This window comes from Romboutsia hominis (genome assembly GCF_900002575.1).
Lineage (GTDB): Bacteria > Bacillota > Clostridia > Peptostreptococcales > Peptostreptococcaceae > Romboutsia_C > Romboutsia_C hominis.
This window is the reverse complement of sequence record NZ_LN650648.1, coordinates 1,645,833-1,663,102: the sequence shown is the minus strand read 5'-3', so window position 1 is coordinate 1,663,102 and position 17,270 is coordinate 1,645,833. Positions and strand designations below refer to the sequence as shown.

Here is a 17,270-nt window from a genome sequence, read left to right as displayed (position 1 = left end):
GGAAGGTAATTATGAAAAAGATTCCACTTATAATACTTACAGGACCAACAGCTGTTGGTAAAACAGAATTATCAATAAATTTAGCAAAGTCCTTAGATGCTGATATTATTTCAGCAGATTCTATGCAAATATATGAGTATATGGATATAGGAAGTGCGAAGGTAACTAAAGAGGAAATGAACGGTGTAACTCATTATTTGATAGATGAAGTAAAACCTAACTATGCTTTTTCGGTGTCGGAATTTCAAAGTCGAGCAAACAAATATATAGAAAAAATACATCAAGAAGGTAAAAATGTTTTAGTAACTGGTGGTACGGGATTATATCTAAACTCATTAATATACAATATGGATTTTGCAAAATCTGATGCAAACAACGAATTAAGAGATAAATTACAGCAAGAATTAAAAGAAAATGGAATAGATTATATGCATCAAAAACTAAAAGAACTAGATAGTGATGCGGCGGATAGAATACACAAAAATAATACAAAAAGAGTTATAAGAGCATTAGAAGTATGTCTTAGCGGAGAAAAAATGAATGATTTTTCTAATGACTTAAGATTTAATGAAAAATATGAACCGATAATAATAGTTTTAAATAGAGAAAGAGAACATTTATATGAAAGAATAAACAAAAGAGTAGATATAATGATGGATTGTGGACTTATAGATGAGGTTAAAAATCTTTTATCTATGGGATATACTAAGGATATGATATCTATGCAAGGAATTGGTTACAAAGAGATAATAAAGTATTTAGATGGAGAGTACACTCTTGACGAAGCAGTAGAAATTATAAAAAGAGATTCTAGAAGATATGCAAAACGTCAATTAACATGGTTTAGAAGGTATAAAGATGCGAAATGGTTTAATCTAGATGAATATAGTGATAAAAAAGAATTGGAAAAAGAAGTAAATAACTATATTGAAAAAAGATTACAACTTGTATAAAATAGAGTATAGAGGAATAGTATAAAATAAATTAAAATATATTAATCTTTAAAATTTAATTAAGATCTCGGGAGGATATATACAAATGAAAAATGCCGTATTAAATTTACAGGATATGTTTTTAAATAATGCTAGAAAAGATAAAACACCTGTAACTATATTTTTAATGAATGGAGTTCAAGTAAAAGGTTTAGTTAAGGGGTTTGATAGTTATATAATATTATTAGAAGGCGAGAACAAGCAACAAAATATGATATATAAGCATGCGGTATCAACTATAATACCTGCAAGACCTATTAATTTACAGAATCCAAATATGCAAAAATAAACTTAGATAGATAAAAGGCTAACATGTGTTAGCCTTTTTTATTTAATTATAAATGTAAAATATTTTTGAAGATATTAGTGAATTTACTTTTTAATTTGCATTAAAAAATTCAATATGATAAAATTTGATTGTTAAAATAAATAAGACAGGTGGAAAATATGCTAAAGGAAACAAAAGAATTATTACAAAGTTTCTACGGATTAGATGATGAAACATTCAACTTATCTGAAGAAGTTATAAAAGAGATAGAACCAAGATTTGAAGAAATAAAAAAAATAAGAGAATATAATCAATATAAAGTATTAAAAGCAATGCAGGAAGCCAACTTAAGTGATAATCACTTTAACTGGACAACTGGGTATGGATACAATGATATTGGACGTGAAAAAATAGAAGAAATATATGCAAGTGTATTTAATGCAGAAGATGCAATAGTTAGACCTATAATAGTTAATGGAACTCATGCACTAACTCTTTGCTTACAAGGTATAGTTAGACCAGGTGATGAGATATTATCAGTTACTGGGAAACCATATGATACATTAGAAGGTGTAATAGGTATAAGAGAAGAAAAAGGTTCTTTAAAAGAGTTTGGAGTAACTTATAACCAAGTAGATTTCTTAGAAGATGGAAATGTTGACTTAGAAGGAATTAAAGAAAAGGTAAATGATAAAACTAAACTTGTAATGATACAAAGGTCTAAAGGATATTCTTGGAGAAAATCTTTAACAATAGAAGATATAAAAGAGATAATAGATACTGTAAGAAGTGTAAAGCCTGAAGTAATAGTTATGGTTGATAACTGTTATGGGGAATTTATAGAAACTAAAGAGCCAACAGATGTAGGTGCTGATATAATGGCAGGATCACTTATAAAAAATCCAGGTGGTGGACTTGCTCTAACAGGTGGATATATAGTAGGAAGAAAAGACTTAGTAGAACTTATATCATATAGATTAACTTCTCCTGGTATAGGTAAAGAATGTGGATTAACATTTGGTACTAGTAGAACTGTACTTCAAGGATTCTTTATGGCTCCATATGTAGTTAGCCAAGCTGTTATGGGTGCAATATACTGTGCTAGAATGTTTGAAAAGTTAGGATATGAAGTTCTTCCAAAGTATGATGATCCAAGAAGTGATATAATACAAATAGTTAGACTTAAAAATGCTGATGAGGTTATAGCATTCTGTCAAGGAATACAAGCAGCGGCACCAGTTGATTCATATGTTAAGCCAGTACCTTGGGCAATGCCAGGATATGATAGCGATGTTATAATGGCAGCAGGTGCATTTATACAAGGTTCTTCTATAGAATTAAGTGCAGATGCTCCTATAAAGCCTCCATATAATGTATATTTCCAAGGTGGACTTACATTTGACCATTCTAAGATGGGTACATTAAAGGCTATAGAATACATGAAAAAAAATAGTTAATATAAATACTCTATGTTATAGATAATAAGTCTATAATGTAGGGTATTTTTTTAATAAAAAGAAAACTAATATGAATAATATAAAGATATCACTAAGAAACTTAGTTGGATTTATAATGAGGCGAGGAAGTATAGATAATAGATAGTTAGGTTGAGAAAAAGCAATAGAAGGAATTAGAGGGAACAAAAGGGTTAAAAAATTATATGGCGAAAACTATACACCAGAAGTACCTATAAAGCATGCTTTTATATATGAAGGTTTAGACATAATAGTAGAAGGTAGAATAGATGAAAATACAAATCCACTATATTTAGAGCAAGCAAAGAATTATGGATTATATGACTAAGGTACTTCAAGGAGCTAGAAGATGTATAAGAACTAATAGAGATAAAGGAGTAATACTTCTCTTAGACAATAGGTATTAGCAAAGAAGGTATCAAAGTTTATTTTCATCTGATTGGAGAGATAATATTAGAGTTAGAAAAAGTGAAGACGTTAAGAATTGTTGTGATAAGTTCTGGAGATAAATAAAGGATATAAAATATAATGATAAGATATATAATTTGTTTTAAGGAATATTAAATTGATACATAGGGGTAAATACTAGAGGTGAAAAATGAAAGAAGAATTAGAAATACTAGAAAAATACCTTAAAAAGAAAAATTTAAAATACAATGAATTTAATGAATTAATAGGAAATTATTTTGTTAAAGAATATGAAGAATTAGATGATGATTACTATTTAATAAAGATAGTAAGACCAAATGGTTTAAAAGGAGAAGTATACACAGATTATATAAAGGTTATAAATTAGTTTTTTTTATCGTAAAATAAGAAAAGGTTAATTACTATTTGAACAAGCATTTATTCACGCTTAAAAATAAGATGAGGATAAACTTATAGTAAACATTTAGAGGTATATAAAAATTGGGTATAATATATAACAAAATATAATTTAGGGCGTGAGCTAATGGCAAAAGAAAGAAGACGTATAATAATAGACTTTGAAGTACTATCTAAAGCAGGGTTTTGGATGTGCTGTATGAAAGATTATAAAACGCAAAAAGAACATATTATAATAAATAATAGAGAAGAACTTTTAAGAGTATTTAACAAAAATAAAGAATCAGTATGGGTAGGATATAATATAAGAGGATACGATCAGTGGATATTAAAGTCAATAATAGCAGGCATAGATCCTTGTGATGTATCGTATAAGCTTGTTGAACGAAAAGTGTCAGGATGGAAAATAGATAGAAACTTACACAAGATACCTTTATATATATTTGAGATAAGTGACAGTTATAGAAGTTTAAAAGAGCTTGAATTATTTATGGGAGAAGATATAAGAGAAAGTAGTGTATCTTTTGATTTAGATAGATATCCAACAAAAAAAGAAATAGATGAGTTAACATCTTATTGTTTACATGATGTAAGAATGACTTATAAAGTATTTGAACAGATTTATTATAAATATGAAGCACAGTTAGGGCTTATAGAATACTTTAATTTAGATAAAGATATGTTTAATAAAACAGAAGCTCAACTAAGTGCATATATACTAGGTGTAAAAAAGCCTAATTACGATAGGAATGATACTAATGAATTTGATATAGTCAATACTTTAAAGCTTAGTAAATATAATCATATAAAAGATTGGTATGAAAATTATAATAATAGAGATTTAAAAAAATATCTAAGAACTAATGTATATGGAATTGAAACTGATTTTGGTTGGGGAGGACTTCACTCTGCTAGAAAAAAATATGAAGGGGAAGACTTTATAGTAAACTCAGATGTAAGCTCTTTTTATCCTTCTATAATGATAGAATATGATTTACTTAGTAGAAATGTAAAAAAACCTTCTAAGTACAAAGAAATAAGGGATACTAGAATTAAATTTAAAAAAGAAAATAATCCTATAGAAAAATCTCTTAAACTAGTATTAAATAGCACTTATGGTGCCTGTATGGATATTAATAATGAACTTTATGACCCTAGACAAGGAATATCTATATGCGTAAATGGACAACTTTTACTATTAGACCTTATAGAAAAGGTAGAATTGGAGTTTGGAAGCAGTGCAGAATTTATACAAGGCAATACTGATGGAGTTATGTTTAAGTTTAGTTCTAAGGAAGATGTAGATAAATACTTAGATATTTGTAGCAAATGGTGCAAAAGAACTAGGATGGATTTAGAACATGATTTTATAAAGAAGATTATACAAAAAGATGTTAATAATTATATTTATATAAAAGAGGATGGTAATATTAAAAGTAAAGGTACTTATGTAAAGAAATTAAGTTTAATAGATAATGATTTACCTATAGTTAATAAAGCTTTGAAAGAAAAGTTAATTAATGATGTAGATATAGAAACTACTATAAATAACTCTAATAAGCTTATAGATTTTCAAAAATGTGTTAAGATAACTGGCAAATATAGTCATGCTGTATATGGTAGCGAAGAGATAAAATTAAAAGTCCTTAGGGTATTTGCCAGTAAGTCGAATTTAGATTTTGCTGTTATGAAAATGAAGTCAGATAATAAGCTAGAGAAGATAAGTTATACTCCTGATAGAGTATTTATAGATAATAGTAATATTATAAATAAAGATATACCAGATAAGCTTGATAAGGATTGGTATATATCTTTGGCTAAGGATAGACTAGGTAGCTTTGTTAGTGAAGATAAATTTACTTTATTTGATTACTTAGATATATTAAATAAAAAGTAATAAATAATATTTTGATCAACGTACAAAGACATTGGCGACATGAACGAAACGAATTTTATATAATAAGGGGTAAAATATAATATGGCTAAAATATCTAGGCGTGGATTTGATGAAAATGATAAAAGATGGTTTTCTGATAAAGAATTGATGAAACTAAAAAAAGCTAAAGAAGAAGTAGAATGGTTGATAAATAGAGATTATAAAATAGAACCGGTAGTAAATTTTGTTTCAAATAAATATCAATTCTCAATAAGACAAAGGGATGCTATAAAAAGATCTGTATGTTCTTATAAAAAGAAAATGATAAGAGAATCTAAAAAACTTCCAATAGATAAGGTAAGTGAAGGAACTATATATATAGATGGATTCAACTTGATAATAACACTAGAAGTCGCATTATCTAAAGGAACATTAATCATAGGAACTGATGAAAATATTAGGGATTTAGCAGGGCTTAGAGGAACTTATAAAATCATAGATAAAACAGAAGAAGCATTAAATTTAATTGGAATGTTTTTTAATGAATATGATCCTAGCGAAGTTATATTTTATTTAGATTCTCCAGTTTCTAATTCTGGTAATCTAAAATATAAAATATTAGATCATACAAAAAATTGGAAATTTAATACTGATGTTGTATTAGTTAACAATGCAGATATAATACTAGATAAGTTAGATAGAGTAGTTAGTAGCGATGCAGCTATAATTGATAAATGTATAAGTTATTTTAATATAGCAAAAGAGATAATAGATAAGTATATACAAGAAGCAAATATTATAGATCTGAACACATAGATATAAGGTTAATTTATAAATAATAAATAAAAAAACAAAGAGTGAAAATAATATATAAATAATAGGGTATATAAAATTTAATATAATATAAATTAAAAACTAAAATATTATATAGATAGGAGAAAAAATGACTAATAATAAAGAAACTATAAAAGTAGGATGGAACTTAGATAATAGCTATATGACTTTGCCTAAAATATTTTTTAGTAAAGTTGATTTAAATAAAGTAAGTTCACCAAAATTAGTTATCCTAAACTATCCATTATCAAAATCTTTGGGGCTTAATAGCGATGCTCTTAAAAGTGATGAAGGAGTATCAATACTTGCAGGTAACAAAAAAATAGAAGAAGGCGCTTTTATTGCACAGGCTTATGCAGGACATCAATTTGGGTATTTTACAATGCTGGGAGATGGAAGAGCATTATTAATCGGTGAACAAATAACACCAAGTGGTGAAAGATATGATATTCAACTTAAAGGCTCTGGTAAAACACCATACTCTCGCCGAGGAGATGGGAGGGCAGTACTTGGCCCTATGCTTCGTGAATATATAATAAGTGAAGCTATGTATGGTTTAGGTATTCCAACTACCCGCAGCTTGGCAGTAATTAAAACTGGTGAATCTGTAATTCGAGAAGATATAAAACAAGGAGCAATACTTACTCGTATTGCATCTAGTCATATTAGATTTGGAACATTTGAGTATGCAGCAAATTTTGGAAGTACAAGTGATATTAAGGCTTTAGCAGATTATTCATTAAAAAGACACTTTCCACATATAGCTGATGATGAAGATAAATACATTAATTTACTAAAGGAAGTTATAAAAGTACATGCAAGTTTAGTTAGTAAATGGCAAAGCGTTGGATTTATACATGGTGTTATGAACACTGATAATATGACTATTAGTGGAGAAACTATTGACTATGGTCCTTGTGCATTTATGGACACATATAACCCTAATACTGTATTTAGTTCTATAGATACTCAGGGTCGTTATGCATATAAAAATCAACCAATTATGGCCGAGTGGAATTTATGTAGACTTGCAGAAGCATTATTACCATTATTACATGAAGATCAAAAAGAAGCTATAAAAATAGCTCAAAATGCTGTTTCTGAATTTTCAAATTTATATTATATAAATTGGCTATCAATAATGAGATCAAAGCTTGGAATATTTAATAAAGAGGAACAAGATAAATCTATAATTGAAGATTTACTTAATATGATGGAAAAATATAATGAAGATTATACTAATACTTTTATAGAGCTAACATTTAATAAAAATAGCAAAAAAGGTATGTTTAGTAGTGAAGAATTTAAAAATTGGTATAATATTTGGAAGGAAAGACTCAAGAGACAGTCTAGTTCAGAAGAGGAAATACTTAAATTAATGAAGAAATCTAATCCAGCAGTAATTCCAAGAAATTATAGAGTAGAAGAAGCTTTAGAAGCTGCTGATAAAGGCAACTTTGAATTTATGATAAATCTTATCAATGCTATTTCAAAACCATATGAGCATTCAAAAGAGCAAGAAGAGTATTCAAAGTTACCTAAACCATCGAACTGCTCTTATAGAACTTATTGTGGAACATAAAAAATTAATAAAAATGAGAGAGGCTTTTATATAAAAGCCTCTTTTTAAACTTAAGAAAATTATGATACTTCAAAAATTGTGGGCGACATAAAGTGTTTCACTGACACGTCGCTTAGGCGAAGTAAATTTTTTATTACTAATATATTGAATTAGCTAAAATATTATTAATAATCTTATCTTACAAATTTGTAATCTTTATGAAAGATAAATCAATATGTAGATTTTAAGTTTTATAATAATATAATCATATATAAAAATAAAAGGAGAATTATTTATGAAACTTAGTAAAAGAACGATAGTAGGATTACTTTCAGCTGCAGTAATTTTAATAGGAGGGAAATTTGTATATGATAATTTTATAGACGATGATTTAACTTATCCATTAACTTATATATCAATAGAAGGGAATAAAAGAGAAAAAGATCAAATTGATACAATAGAGAAAAGCTTAAATAGTAATAAGTGTAAATTTGAAGAAATAAACTTTGAGATGCTTAAAGTTGATGATAATAATAATATGGTTATTAAAGAGTCTGAATATAATAAATTAGCTAATAAATTAGATTTAGAGAAGGTAAGGGTAAATGATAAAGAGGCCGCAATAATACCAAGATATGATGGTATAAAAAACTTTAAGTATATGAATGAGTTAAAAGAATTAACTAATTATAAAGTAGAAAACAACAATTTAAAAGTAGTAAGCGTAGTAGATAAAAAAATATTAATTACAGGTCTATTCAAAAGTCAAATTATTATAAGTGATAATTTGTATAACAAATTAGAAAAAGACAGTGAAAATAAAATAGTTACAGTTAAAGGATATGAATTTAAAGAAAATTCAAAATCAGATAAAGCTATATTACAGATAAAAGAGAATAAATTATTCTCAAATAATAATGAAAATGATATATTTTATCTTTTTTCTAAATAAATAGTAAGATTTAGAAAAAGATAAAAAATTATCTTTATTAAGAAAGGATGAATATGAATACCTTATTGTTTACCAGTATAATCATAATTTTATCAGGTACAATTTTATTTCTAGTAGAAAAAAGAAGTTTTCTAACAGGGCTTATATTAATAATTGGATTTTTAGGAATAACTTTTTATACATTAGCAACTTTATCAGATAAAAGTAATATTGCTAACACTTTAATACTTTTAATAGTCTATGGGTTAATACCTATATTAGTAGTAATATGTGCATTTTTATTTATTAAAAATGGAAGAAGTATGATAAAAAAAGAGGGGAAAAAGTTAGCAAATCTTCTTTCGTTAATTATAGGTATATATATATTTATTATGATATTTTTTAGTTACGTATTGATATATCATGGTAATAAATTAAATGTATTTACTTATATGGTTATTATATCAAAAATCGTAATGTCAGTATATTTAGGATTTATGTTTATAAGCTATTTAATTTATTCATATATATACCAAGTGATACCAGTAAGAAACAATATAAATTATATAATAGTTCTTGGTTCTGGATTGATTGGAGATAGAGTACCACCTCTTTTAAAAAGTAGATTAGATAAAGGAATTGATATATATAAAGATCAAAAAGACAGAGGGAATTTACCTAAGATAATTGTATCTGGAGGTCAAGGTCCAGATGAGTTAGTTTCAGAAGCATATGCTATGAAAAAATACTTAATATCACAAGGTATAAATAATGAAGATATTATTGCTGAGGATAAATCCACAACAACGTATGAGAACATGAAGTTTTCTAAGGCAATTATGGATAAATCAGGTAATTATAAATGTATTTTTGTAACTAATAATTATCATGTATTCCGTGCATCAATATTTGCTCGTAAGGTTGGATTAAAGGCAAATGGTGTAGGAGCTCCTACAGCTTTTTATTTTCTCCCAAGCGCGCTGATTCGAGAGTTTATAGCTATATTGTTCATATATAAATGGTTAAATATCATTATTATACTTTTATATTTAGTCTTAGTTATTAATTCATTATTACCAATCAATTTTTAGTTTTAAATAACATCAATAATCTATTTATTGAATAAGTATAAGTATATATAAATAGATGGAGGTACTAGATATGAAGGTAAATTTACCACAATCTGCAATAAATTTATTAAAAGGTATAATAGAAAAAAAATAAAGATAAACCGGGCACAATAAGAATATATTTTGCAGGATTTGGATGTAGCGGAGCAATATTTAATCTAGCATTAGATGAAAAAGAAGAATCCGATGTGGAGTATTTTATAGATGGACTACATTTTGTTATGGATAAGTTAGAGTATGAGAAATATAAAGATGTGACAATTATAGAAACACCTAACGGATTTATAATAAATGTTGATAATATGCCTCAAGGTGCAGGCTGCCATGGATGCACTGGTTGTAGTTAATAGTATCAAATTTATATATTAAATAAGAAAAAAATATATATAATTATAATAAGATACTAAAGATGGTACAGTGATTAAATTGGCATAATAAATTAAAGAGTTTACTGTTAAATATATTAAAATTATATTATATAAATAATAACAGTTTGGGTATTATACTCAGACTTTTATTATGAATTAAATGTAGTTTTGCTATAGATATTTTATATTATTTTATAGATAAGCAACATTTATTAAGATATAATAAAAATAGCATGTATATGAAAAGAGGTATTAAAATGACAGGTTCAGATAGAAGAGATAAGATATTAAATCTACTAAAAAATAAAAATAAAGCTGTGAGTGGATCAAAACTATCAAGTGAACTTAATGTAAGTAGACAAGTTATAGTAGGAGATGTTGCTCTTCTTAGAGCTAGTGGCATCCATATTATATCTACTCCAAGAGGGTATATATTAAATGACAATAAAGAAGACAATTATATAATAAAAACTATAGCTTGTAAGCATGATAAAGAAGATATAGAAGATGAATTAAATACTATAGTTGATGAAGGTGTTATAGTTGAGGATGTAATAGTAGAGCATAGTATATATGGTCAAATTAGTGGCAATCTGCACTTAGAATGTAGAAGAGATGTAAAAGAATTTATAAACAAGTTAAATTCAAAAGAAACTAGCCCTCTATCTCATTTAACAGATGGTGTACATCTTCACACGATAAAGTGCAAAGATGAAAAAACTTACGAACAAGTTGTAAACTCTTTAACTGAAAAAGGGTATTTATATTAATCTATATTGTATATTAAAACTGAGATGAAACTATATAATTTAAATAAAAAGTAAGGGGGAACAAATCGTTCCTCCTTACTTTTTATTTAAATATAAATTAATATCCAATACTTTTTAAATATTGTCTTAGTATATTATTTGAATTATTAAACTTAGCCTTTTCTTCTTCAGTCATATCGATTTCTATAACTTTTTCAGCTCCATTTATACCTATTATAGTTGGGACACCTGTATATACATCTGTTTCTCCATATTCACCTTCAAGTAAAGCTGAAACTGGTAAGATTCTTCTTTCATCACTAAATATTGATTTTATGATTCCAACAACTGCTGAAGCTATACCATAGTAAGTAGTACCTTTTCTATTGTATACTTCCCAACCAGCTTTAGCAGTTTTTTCTACTAAATTATCTAAATCTATTTCTTTTTTTAGTTTTTTGTTTTCTTCAATTAAGGTTAAAAGCGGTTTACCTGCAATGCTAACATTTGACCAAGGAACCATTTGAGAATCTCCATGTTCACCCATAGAATATGCATGTATAGATCTTGTGTCCACTTCATCTAAATATTTAGATAAGAAGTTTTTTAATCTTGATGAATCTATGGTAGTTCCTGTTCCTATTATTCTGTTTTTAGGAAGTCCAGATAACTTCCATATATGATATGAAATTATATCAACTGGATTTGAAGCAACTACAAAGAAACCATCAAATCCTGATTTCATTATTTCCTTAATTACTGAGTTACATATAGAAGCACTAACTTCTAAAGTATCAAGTCTAGATTGACCTTGTTTAGGTGCTGGTCCTGCAGTAAATATAACAATATCAGCATCACTACAATCTGCAAATGTTGCTTGTCTTATTTTAGTTCTTTGAGACATAAATTCTACTCCGTGAGTTAAATCCCAAGCTTCGCCTTTAGCTTTTTCTTCATTTATATCAATCATTAAAAGCTCATCACATACACATTGATTAACTAGTGCAAATCCACAGCTAGACCCAACTAGTCCCGTACCTACTATTGCTATTTTTCTTAATTTTAAACACATAAGTCATCCTCCTAAAGTTGTCTTTTGTAAAGTGTTTTGAAATGAATTTATTTGTATGGCTTAAGAAATAAGATAAGTAACCTATAAATTTTATTAGTTAAGTCTATATTGGTTATAAAATCATTATTATATATTTATTTTATAAAAAATTATAAATTGATGTATTCGGCATTATTATACTGCTGAATCTTTATAAAGTAAAGGATGAATTGATAATAAAAGAATAAAAAATCATTAAATTATATAAAGTTAAAGTAGCTTTTGTATTATATTTTACTTAAAAATTTGATTATAGATTCATATATAGATAGCTAGTATTTAAAATAAAGTTATTATACAATATATAACTAGTAAAAGTGATGTTATATAGTTAGCAATTTTAACATTAAATTTAAAGTAAGATAAGTATTTTATTAACTTTGGTTTTAAGTATTTATTAAATATTGAATATATAAAAATAAGTGAAAATCCACTCAGAGTATATGAAGAAATATTATGTATAAATTGTGGTAAATGAAATATATTAACTGTGATAACAAGCATAAGCAAAGTAAATGTAGTTGAGAGTATGTTAGAGTATTCTTCAGGTTTTAATATATATTCATTAAAAAAATTTTTATCATCAAAATTTATAATTTCACTTACTATCTTGTCTATTGACATAAAATCATAGTCATTGGTATAAACTCCAACATCAACTAAGTAAAGTGTTATTTCTTCATATATATGAATAATTTTTTCTTCAAAAATTTTTCTTATCTTAAATATGTCTTTTTCTAATACATTGTATATTTCGGTTTTTATTATATTCTTAATATCCCTATTAGAATCTAATTTAGTTTTTATATAAAAGCTTCCATCACAAAGTAAAAACTTATCATTTTGATTTCTTATGATTATCCCAATATATTCATTCATAATATCACCACTCATTGAAAATTTATGTAAATTATAGCATATTAGTTGATATTATCAATATTAAAAAATTATAAATATGAATAAATTAATTTTATATATGCAAGCAAGCTTAAATGAATAAACATAAAAAAGTATTTGACAATTATAAATTTAGTCACTAAACTGTAAATATATATGTAAAGACACATGTAATATGAATTAAATATACTAAATTAAAAAATATATTTGGAGGAGAGATATGAGAACTAAAAATATTGTATTATCAGCACTTTTATGTGCAATGGGAATTATTATACCAATGTTTTCACCAATTAAAATAATATTAGAACCGGCATCTTTTACATTAGCTAGTCATATACCAATATTTATAGCTATGTTTATATCATCAAAGACTGCTCTATTTGTAACACTTGGAACTACAATAGGTTTTTTATTTGGTGGTTTCCCATTACCAATTGTAATTAGAGCACTAAGTCATTTATTATTTGTTAGTATTGGGTGTATTTACTTAAACAAAAATAGGGATCTTATAAAGAGTATAAAAAGTTCTTTAGGATATTCATTTGTTATAGGATTAATTCATGCTATTGGAGAAGTTTTAGTAATTATACCTTTTTATTTTTCATCAAACCTTTCGGAAGGATTTTATAATCAAGGTTTTTTAGTATCTGTTATAGGATTAATAGGAGTTGGAACTATAATACATAGTATGTTAGATTTCTCTTTAGCAGTTTATGTATGGAATATTCTACCTAAAGAGGTTAGAAATAAATATGTAGTAAAAACTCAAAACTAGACAAAATTTTATAGAATATAGTAATTTGGAATAATCAATAATTAAGCAAAAATGGTAAGTTATAGTATAAAATATTTTATGAACATATACATATAAATATATATATAAATTAATTTATTAAATTATAATTTCGATAATTATAATATATAATACTTATTAAATAATAAAAATAAGTAGAAAGTCTTTTATTAAGAATGGTGGAGGGACTGGCCCTATGAAGCCTGGCAACAGCTAACTTAGTTAGAATTGTGCTAAATCCTGCAGGAGTTTTCCTGAGAGATAAAAGGCATATTGATTTGTTGCGTTAATAAAAGGCTTCCTAGATAAAAGGGGGCTTTTTTTATGAAAAATTATAACAAGTAAACTTTATGTGTAAGAGGGGGATATAAACCAAATGTTGGGGAGCCTATGGTGTATCCTTTGGTTCAAAGTACAACCTTCAAATATGAAGATCCAGACTTAGTGGCAGATATATTTGATTTAAAAGCAGATGGCCATATGTATAGTAGAATAAGCAATCCAACAGTAGCAAATTTTGAAGAAAAAATAGCATATCTTGAAGGTGGCGTCGGAGCAGTTGCAGTTAGTTCAGGACAATCGGCGGTGCTTTTAGCTATTTTAAATATATGCAAAAGTGGAGACAATATAATATCAGTATCATCACTATATGGTGGAACTTATAATTTATTTAATATAACTCTTAGAAGTTTTGGAATAGAAACAAAATTTGTATCCAATAATGATGATAAAGAATATATACTATCCTTAGTAGATGAAAATACTAAAGCTATATATGGAGAAACTATAGGAAATCCAGGACTAGATATATTAGATTTTAAGAAATTAAGTGAAATAGCTAAAAAGGGGGATATTCCTTTTATAGTTGACAATACAGTAGCAAGCCCGTATTTATGTAATCCTATAAATTTTGGTGCAAATATAGTTATACATTCTACATCAAAATATATAGATGGTCATGCAGTGGCACTTGGAGGAATAGTTATTGATTGTGGTAATTTTAATTGGGATAATGGGAAATATCCATTATTAAGTGATGGAGATGTTAGTTGTCATGATATTAAATATGTTGAAGAATTTAGGAAAAGTGCATATATAACAAAGTTAAGAGCATCACTGCTTAGAGATTTAGGTAGCACAATGAGCCCTTTTAATCCATTTTTAAGTAATCTAGGATTGGAAACACTTCATCTTAGAATGAAAAAACATAGTCAAAATGCTTTAGTATTAGCAAAGTATTTAGAAAATCATGAAAAAGTAAGTTGGGTAAACTATCCATACTTAGAAAGTAGAGAAGATTATAAGAAAGTAAAAACTTACTTAAAAGGTGGAAGTGGAATATTAACATTTGGTATAAAAGGTGGAATAAATGAAGCTAAGACTTTTATAAAATCTTTAAAATTAGTAGATTTAGCAATACATCTTGGATTTAATAAAACATCAGTACTTCATCCAGCTAGCACTACTCATAGCCAACTGTCTAATGAAGATAAGATAAAGTGTGGAGTTAGTTTAGAGATGATTAGAGTATCTGTTGGAATAGAAAATATAGATGACTTAATAAATGACTTTGATATAGCACTTAAGGAAATATAATATGACTGTATATCTTTGTAAAAAAATAAATGGAGCCAAATTTGTAGATAGTTGTATAATAGAAAACAAAATTTATAATAAAAAGTTATATAGAAAATTTAGTTTAGATAAGATCAGCCCTCATTGTAAAACTATAGGTATACTAAATCTTATGCCTAATAAAGTAGAGACAGAGGCTCATTTATTAGAGTTATTTTCAAAAATGAATGAGGATATAAATATAAAGTTTATAAGGCTTAAAACGCACGTATACAAAAATTGTAATAGACTATATTTGATGAAAAATTATTATACCTTTGATGAAGTAAAATATGATTTAGATGGACTTATAGTTATAGGAGCTCCTATTGAAAAAATAGATTTCAAACAGGTTAAATATATAGATGAATTAAATTATATATTTGATTATTCTATTAAAAATCTAAAAAGTATGTTAAGTATATGTTGGGGAGCACAGGCTTGTTTAAATCATATATATGGAATAAATAAAGAGATACTTGATAAGAAGATATTTGGAGTATATAAGCATAATATACTTTGTGATGATGAAATACTTAAAAATATAAATAATGGTTTTATATGTGCTCATTCTAGGCACACTATATTAAATAGGAAAGATTTAAAAAATTGTAAATCTATAAAAATACTATCAACAACAGATGAAGGTATAGAGCATATTATAAAAGGGAAGTACAATGACTATTATATATTTGGACATCATGAGTACGATAAAGAATGCTTGAAAAGAGAGTATATAAGGGATAGAAATAAAAAAATATATATAGATATACCTAAAAATTATTTTATTGAAGATGATATGAACAAAGGAATAAGTGTAGATTGGATGGAACACAGCATTAAGATATACAACAATTGGATTAATATAATTTAATAAGAAATTAAGCAAGCTAGTTAGATAACTAGCTTGTTTAGTTTGGAAAAATAAGTACATAGTAATATTAAAAATCTATATGTATAATAAATATATTATGTAAATAATTAATATAAATTTTAAATAGGTGAAAAAATGCAAAATTATAATGAGATTAAACTAAAAGAATTAAAAAAATGGAAAAAGAAAATACGAAAAAAACCATCTATAATAGATAAAGCATCAAAAGAAACTCAAAATAAAATAAATTCCGTTTTACCTCAAAAGTACCACGAAATATTAACTGTAGCTATAAAAAATATGACTAAAATGGTTTTATTTGGGTCTAAGTATACTACTAAAAAACCTATACTAGATATATCTTTAGAAGAAAGAGATAATCTAGCTCTTGAAAAGATAAAAATTTATAAGAGAACTGCTATGATAGAAGGTGCTGGAACAGGGGCAGGAGGCATATTTATAGGGCTTTGTGACTTTCCATTACTTCTTAGTATAAAAATAAAGCTTATTTATGAAATTGCTAGCATATATGGATTTGATACAAATGATTATAAAGAAAGATTATATATATTAAACATATTTCAGCTTGCTTTTTCAAGTAAAGAGCATGTAAACTATGTATTTGAAAATATGGAATGCTTTGATGATTTTAAACATAAGTTATCTGATGATATTAATGCATTTGATTGGAGAAGCTTTCAACAAGAGTATAGAGATTACATTGATTTAGCAAAGTTATTTCAGTTAGTGCCAGGAATAGGAGCTTTTGTTGGGGCATATGTAAACAATAAATTAGTAGATAAACTAGGTGAATATGCAATATATGCTTATCATATGAGAATATTAGATGATAAAGACCACGAGGCTAAGAAGGAAAACTTTATATATACAAAATATAAAAATTTTATTAATAAAATAACTTTATAATATATGCCAAGTAATTTGACTAGTATATTAATTTGTGTAAGT

The 17,270-nt window shown here is 26.3% G+C and carries 17 protein-coding genes, 1 pseudogene and 1 riboswitch; of the genes and pseudogenes, 16 read left to right on the top strand and 2 right to left on the bottom strand.

Annotation, left to right across the window (positions count from 1 at the left end):
* The first annotated feature begins 11 nt into the window (after window positions 1–11).
* The 12 genes from miaA to FRIFI_RS07970 all read left to right on the top strand — a co-directional run bounded on the left by miaA (window position 12) and on the right by FRIFI_RS07970 (window position 11,030).
* On the top strand, window positions 12–953 hold the full coding sequence (gene miaA / locus FRIFI_RS08025; RefSeq protein ID WP_092925434.1) for a tRNA (adenosine(37)-N6)-dimethylallyltransferase MiaA: 942 nt from the start codon (window positions 12–14) through the stop codon (window positions 951–953).
* Window positions 954–1,038: 85 nt separating this feature from the next.
* Window positions 1,039–1,281 carry an RNA chaperone Hfq gene (gene hfq, locus FRIFI_RS08020; protein ID WP_092925437.1) on the top strand — a complete coding sequence of 81 codons (243 nt, stop codon included), beginning with the start codon at window positions 1,039–1,041 and terminating at the stop codon, window positions 1,279–1,281.
* 158 nt (window positions 1,282–1,439) lie between these two features.
* Window positions 1,440–2,717, top strand: coding sequence for a methionine gamma-lyase family protein (locus tag FRIFI_RS08015; RefSeq protein ID WP_092925439.1), 1,278 nt, complete (start codon window positions 1,440–1,442; stop codon window positions 2,715–2,717).
* A gap of 329 nt (window positions 2,718–3,046) precedes the next feature.
* Window positions 3,047–3,142 (top strand): helicase C-terminal domain-containing protein, encoded by a 96-nt coding sequence (locus FRIFI_RS08010; protein WP_166505556.1) that lies wholly within the window; start codon window positions 3,047–3,049, stop codon window positions 3,140–3,142.
* Between the two features lie 191 nt (window positions 3,143–3,333).
* Window positions 3,334–3,531, top strand: a complete 198-nt coding sequence (locus FRIFI_RS08005) for a hypothetical protein (protein ID WP_092925443.1) — start codon at window positions 3,334–3,336, stop codon at window positions 3,529–3,531.
* A gap of 156 nt (window positions 3,532–3,687) precedes the next feature.
* Window positions 3,688–5,457, top strand: a complete 1,770-nt coding sequence (locus tag FRIFI_RS08000) for a hypothetical protein (protein ID WP_242977239.1) — start codon at window positions 3,688–3,690, stop codon at window positions 5,455–5,457.
* A gap of 81 nt (window positions 5,458–5,538) precedes the next feature.
* Entirely contained in the window at window positions 5,539–6,252 is a 714-nt protein-coding gene (locus FRIFI_RS07995; RefSeq protein ID WP_166505555.1) for a DUF434 domain-containing protein, read from the top strand.
* 127 nt (window positions 6,253–6,379) lie between these two features.
* The gene (locus FRIFI_RS07990; RefSeq protein ID WP_166505554.1) at window positions 6,380–7,852 is read left to right on the top strand and encodes a protein adenylyltransferase SelO; all 1,473 of its coding nucleotides are present in this window, start codon (window positions 6,380–6,382) and stop codon (window positions 7,850–7,852) included.
* A gap of 274 nt (window positions 7,853–8,126) precedes the next feature.
* Window positions 8,127–8,783, top strand: coding sequence for a hypothetical protein (locus tag FRIFI_RS07985; RefSeq protein WP_166505553.1), 657 nt, complete (start codon window positions 8,127–8,129; stop codon window positions 8,781–8,783).
* A 53-nt stretch (window positions 8,784–8,836) separates the two neighbouring features.
* Window positions 8,837–9,853, top strand: a complete 1,017-nt coding sequence (locus tag FRIFI_RS07980; RefSeq protein ID WP_166505552.1) for a YdcF family protein — start codon at window positions 8,837–8,839, stop codon at window positions 9,851–9,853.
* Window positions 9,854–10,080: 227 nt separating this feature from the next.
* Complete coding sequence (locus FRIFI_RS15165) at window positions 10,081–10,239, top strand: hypothetical protein (protein ID WP_240275773.1); 159 nt, start codon at window positions 10,081–10,083, stop codon at window positions 10,237–10,239.
* 260 nt (window positions 10,240–10,499) lie between these two features.
* Window positions 10,500–11,030 carry a transcription repressor NadR gene (locus FRIFI_RS07970; protein WP_242977238.1) on the top strand — a complete coding sequence of 177 codons (531 nt, stop codon included), beginning with the start codon at window positions 10,500–10,502 and terminating at the stop codon, window positions 11,028–11,030.
* Window positions 11,031–11,127: 97 nt separating this feature from the next.
* Here FRIFI_RS07970 and FRIFI_RS07965 read toward each other — a convergent pair whose 3' ends face one another.
* Together FRIFI_RS07965 and FRIFI_RS07960 are read right to left on the bottom strand one after the other, a co-directional pair.
* A complete protein-coding gene (locus FRIFI_RS07965; RefSeq protein ID WP_166505551.1) occupies window positions 11,128–12,081 on the bottom strand; it encodes an L-lactate dehydrogenase in 954 nt (317 codons plus the stop codon).
* Between the two features lie 318 nt (window positions 12,082–12,399).
* Window positions 12,400–12,999 (bottom strand): hypothetical protein, encoded by a 600-nt coding sequence (locus tag FRIFI_RS07960; protein WP_166505550.1) that lies wholly within the window; start codon window positions 12,997–12,999, stop codon window positions 12,400–12,402.
* Window positions 13,000–13,237: 238 nt separating this feature from the next.
* Between FRIFI_RS07960 and FRIFI_RS07955 the strand changes: the two genes are divergently transcribed.
* The 4 genes and pseudogenes from FRIFI_RS07955 (at window position 13,238) to FRIFI_RS07940 (ending at window position 17,228) form a co-directional block, all read left to right on the top strand.
* Window positions 13,238–13,795, top strand: coding sequence for a hypothetical protein (locus FRIFI_RS07955; protein ID WP_092925465.1), 558 nt, complete (start codon window positions 13,238–13,240; stop codon window positions 13,793–13,795).
* Window positions 13,796–13,977: 182 nt separating this feature from the next.
* Window positions 13,978–14,081, top strand: a riboswitch (SAM riboswitch).
* An 89-nt stretch (window positions 14,082–14,170) separates the two neighbouring features.
* Window positions 14,171–15,409, top strand: a pseudogene (locus FRIFI_RS07950) (O-acetylhomoserine aminocarboxypropyltransferase/cysteine synthase family protein); the annotation flags it as partial.
* Between the two features lies 1 nt (window position 15,410).
* Window positions 15,411–16,301, top strand: coding sequence for a homoserine O-acetyltransferase/O-succinyltransferase family protein (locus tag FRIFI_RS07945; RefSeq protein WP_166505549.1), 891 nt, complete (start codon window positions 15,411–15,413; stop codon window positions 16,299–16,301).
* Between the two features lie 135 nt (window positions 16,302–16,436).
* A complete protein-coding gene (locus tag FRIFI_RS07940; protein WP_166505548.1) occupies window positions 16,437–17,228 on the top strand; it encodes an EcsC family protein in 792 nt (263 codons plus the stop codon).
* The last annotated feature ends 42 nt before the right edge of the window (window positions 17,229–17,270 follow it).

What these genes read in the sequence shown, in the direction of transcription:
- FRIFI_RS07955 (WP_092925465.1), top strand. Translation starts at nt 13,238, where the DNA reads ATGAGAACTAAAAATATTGTATTATCAGCACTTTTATGTGCAATGGGA.
- FRIFI_RS07990 (WP_166505554.1), top strand. Translation starts at nt 6,380, where the DNA reads ATGACTAATAATAAAGAAACTATAAAAGTAGGATGGAACTTAGATAAT.
- FRIFI_RS07995 (WP_166505555.1), top strand. Translation starts at nt 5,539, where the DNA reads ATGGCTAAAATATCTAGGCGTGGATTTGATGAAAATGATAAAAGATGG.
- hfq (WP_092925437.1), top strand. Translation starts at nt 1,039, where the DNA reads ATGAAAAATGCCGTATTAAATTTACAGGATATGTTTTTAAATAATGCT.
- FRIFI_RS08010 (WP_166505556.1), top strand. Translation starts at nt 3,047, where the DNA reads ATGGATTATATGACTAAGGTACTTCAAGGAGCTAGAAGATGTATAAGA.
- FRIFI_RS07970 (WP_242977238.1), top strand. Translation starts at nt 10,500, where the DNA reads ATGAAAAGAGGTATTAAAATGACAGGTTCAGATAGAAGAGATAAGATA.
- FRIFI_RS08005 (WP_092925443.1), top strand. Translation starts at nt 3,334, where the DNA reads ATGAAAGAAGAATTAGAAATACTAGAAAAATACCTTAAAAAGAAAAAT.
- FRIFI_RS08000 (WP_242977239.1), top strand. Translation starts at nt 3,688, where the DNA reads ATGGCAAAAGAAAGAAGACGTATAATAATAGACTTTGAAGTACTATCT.
- FRIFI_RS07945 (WP_166505549.1), top strand. Translation starts at nt 15,411, where the DNA reads ATGACTGTATATCTTTGTAAAAAAATAAATGGAGCCAAATTTGTAGAT.
- miaA (WP_092925434.1), top strand. Translation starts at nt 12, where the DNA reads ATGAAAAAGATTCCACTTATAATACTTACAGGACCAACAGCTGTTGGT.
- FRIFI_RS07965 (WP_166505551.1), bottom strand. Translation starts at nt 12,081, where the DNA reads ATGTGTTTAAAATTAAGAAAAATAGCAATAGTAGGTACGGGACTAGTT.
- FRIFI_RS08015 (WP_092925439.1), top strand. Translation starts at nt 1,440, where the DNA reads ATGCTAAAGGAAACAAAAGAATTATTACAAAGTTTCTACGGATTAGAT.
- FRIFI_RS07940 (WP_166505548.1), top strand. Translation starts at nt 16,437, where the DNA reads ATGCAAAATTATAATGAGATTAAACTAAAAGAATTAAAAAAATGGAAA.
- FRIFI_RS07985 (WP_166505553.1), top strand. Translation starts at nt 8,127, where the DNA reads ATGAAACTTAGTAAAAGAACGATAGTAGGATTACTTTCAGCTGCAGTA.
- FRIFI_RS07960 (WP_166505550.1), bottom strand. Translation starts at nt 12,999, where the DNA reads ATGAATGAATATATTGGGATAATCATAAGAAATCAAAATGATAAGTTT.
- FRIFI_RS07980 (WP_166505552.1), top strand. Translation starts at nt 8,837, where the DNA reads ATGAATACCTTATTGTTTACCAGTATAATCATAATTTTATCAGGTACA.